This window comes from Natrinema soli (genome assembly GCF_028618695.1).
Genome location: NZ_JAQIVI010000143.1, coordinates 1 through 2,629 on the forward strand (window position 1 = coordinate 1; position 2,629 = coordinate 2,629).

2 protein-coding genes and 1 pseudogene are annotated in these 2,629 nt (G+C 65.5%); 1 reads left to right on the forward strand and 2 read right to left on the reverse strand.

What is annotated here, in order from left to right:
- Both PGX04_RS10115 and PGX04_RS10120 read right to left on the reverse strand, forming a co-directional pair.
- Positions 1–151, reverse strand: a pseudogene (locus PGX04_RS10115) (3-phosphoshikimate 1-carboxyvinyltransferase); the annotation flags it as partial.
- A 388-nt stretch (positions 152–539) separates the two neighbouring features.
- The gene (locus PGX04_RS10120; RefSeq protein WP_273738380.1) at positions 540–1,688 is read right to left on the reverse strand and encodes a LolA family protein; all 1,149 of its coding nucleotides are present in this window, start codon (positions 1,686–1,688) and stop codon (positions 540–542) included.
- Positions 1,689–1,789: 101 nt separating this feature from the next.
- On the opposite strand from PGX04_RS10120, the gene PGX04_RS10125 reads away from it, so the two are divergent.
- On the forward strand, positions 1,790–2,629 hold an 840-nt coding region (locus PGX04_RS10125; protein ID WP_273738381.1), incomplete at its 3' end, for a M24 family metallopeptidase.

The following is a 2,629-nucleotide window of genomic DNA, read 5'->3' on the forward strand; positions in this document are numbered from 1 at the left end:
CGGTCGCCTGCGTGTCCGCGCTCCAGAGCGCGTCGCGGACGGTCGCCTCGTCGGCGTATCCCGCCGCGAGGATCGCCCGGTGCGTGTAGCTCTTCGAGGGCGGTGCCCGTGCCGTCCCCCCGACGCTCGAGGGCGTGATAGTGACGTTCATGGTCGCTCTGTGGGGTGGCCCCGCCTTACCGATACCGATCCCGTTAGTCTCGTCTCGCGGTGATCGATTCGGACGGTCCGGATGCGGGGACAGGGCGACTGATCGCAGACCTGCGAATGGTGCAGTGGGTTACTGCCGGGAATAGTTCGGGACGAAGTGTCCTGCTATCGTGGCAACAGGGAATCGCCACGCCCTCCCCAGCCGATTCGCTCACTAGCGTTCGCTCATCCCTCGCGCAACGTCGTGCCGCGGTTCACTGGCATTCACCGCGGCCCAGCGCGCGCCACCGCACACCGGTTGACCAGTCCGAAGTGACACATAGATTGCCTGTACTGATTATCGCGGAGCATTCCTGACTGAACGACAGTCAAAGGGAAGAGACGACGAATCACGGACAGCCGATCGAGGCCGCGATCTCGAGCAGCGGTGTCTCGTCAGTGAGACTCGAGACCTCGTAGCTCAGGTCGTCGCACGTCCAGAAAATGCTTTGAATTCGCCCGTCGCGACGGTAGGCCGTGGTGCCGTCGACCTCGGTCTCCTCGAGCGTCGACGACGTCGGGCTGAACCGCTGGAACTCTCGGACGGCCACGTAGAGTTCGCGTGCGACCACGTTCGGATCGTTGTACCACAGCATCGCGGTGGTCCCACCGTACTCGTCTTCCCGATCGATGACGGTGATCCGGTCGAGCGCGTACGCGTCCGGCACGTCCGGCTCCGGAAGCTCGTACGGGAGGTGCGCTTCGGCGGCTCCTCGACGCTCGAAGACACCCTCGGGCTCGCGACCGTCGGTGACGACGGTCACTCCGTTCGGCGGTTCGTACGCGAACGTCCCCGGTTCGAGACCCTCGTCGATCGAGAGATCCTCATACGTGACGGTCAGGTCGTGGCGCGTTTCGCCGTCCTCACGCATCGTGTTCCGTTCCTTGATCGGATACCGGTACTCGTCGTCGATCCACACGGTTCGGGAGATGTCCAGTTTCTCGAGGTCTCGGATGATGTTCACCGGCATGACGTACGTCGTGTCTCCGACGACGAGTTCGACCTTCGGTCCGATGTCGTCGACCGGCGGTTTCGTCTCGACGACGTGCGTCTCGCGTCCGTCGACGGTCTCCGTCCCCTCGTAGCCGAGGCGGTACTCCTCGAGGAGGTTCTCGAGAACGAGGCGCGTCTTGTCGGTGTCGACCTTGTTCGGATGGAACTGTTTGTCCACCACCTCCGTTGACGGGTTGTACTCCCACGTCGTCGCTCGGTTCGTCACGGTGGCCGAACCGACCGGCACGTCCGGATCGGTCGACTCGAGCACGTCGATCCGCTGTTTGGCCGGCGGTCGTCGAGCGATGCGCTCGACCCGTTCGACGGTCTCGTCCGGGGCGTCGACCGACACGGTTCGCCGGGCCTCGAGGGAACGCATGTGGCGGCGCGTCTCGATCGCGTCTCGGACGAGATCCGCGCCCGTCGGCGTCCCGTCGCCGGAGTCGCTGAGGCAGCCGCCGAGTGCGACCGCAGCACCCGTTGCGAGGAGCCGACGACGGTTCATATCCGGGGATTACCACCTCTAATGATAAGTTTGTGGGTTCGAACCGATCCCCGATGGCCGGGATCCCCGGGATTATGTACGACGGTGCCACACGTGCGTCCATGAACCTCGACGTCGATCTCTCCGCCCTTCGCGAATTTCTCGAGGCCGAAGCGCCGGACGGCTATCTGATCGATGACGACACCTCGGATTCCGACCAGCGGTACGTCTCCGGCTTCACGGCACCGGATCCCTTTCAGACGCTCGTGACCGCCGACGGGGTCCACTTGCTCGTCTCCGGCCTCGAGTACGGTCGCGCGAACGCGGAGGCGAGCGTCGACTCTGTCACTCGTCGAGCCGCGTACGAGTACCAGCAACTCGTGGCCGAGTACGGCCGGTACGAGGGGAAGATCCGCATGCTGGCGGCGTTTCTCGAGGACCACGATGTCGACTCGATCGCAGTCCCCCGGAACTTCCCGACGGGAACCGCGGACGGGCTCCGCGAGCACGGTTTCGCGGTGACGGTCGAACGCGAGGGGATCGTGACGGAGATCCGGGCGACGAAAACCGAGTGGGAGGTCGATCAGATCCGGGCGAGCCAGCGGGCGAACGAGGCCGCGATGGCGAGAGCCGAGGAGCTGATCGCCACCGCGGAGGTGGAGGACGGCGTCCTCGTCCACGATGGCGACGTGCTCACCAGCGAACGCGTCACGGAGGAGATCGAGGTCACCCTGCTCCGCCACGGCTGTGCGCTCGACGAAACGATCGTCGCCTGCGGTGCCGACGGTGCGGACCCCCACGACCGCGGGAGCGGGCCGCTCGAGCCCGACGAACTGATCGTGATCGACATCTTCCCGCGCGATAAGGAGACGGGCTACTTCGCGGACATGACCCGGACGTTCGCCCGCGGCGATCCCGGCGAGGAGGCCCGGCGACGCTACGAGGTCACGCGGGAGGCCTAC

Coding starts and splice junctions, on each gene's coding strand:
- PGX04_RS10120 (WP_273738380.1), bottom strand. CDS start 1,688: ATGAACCGTCGTCGGCTCCTCGCAACGGGTGCTGCGGTCGCACTCGGC.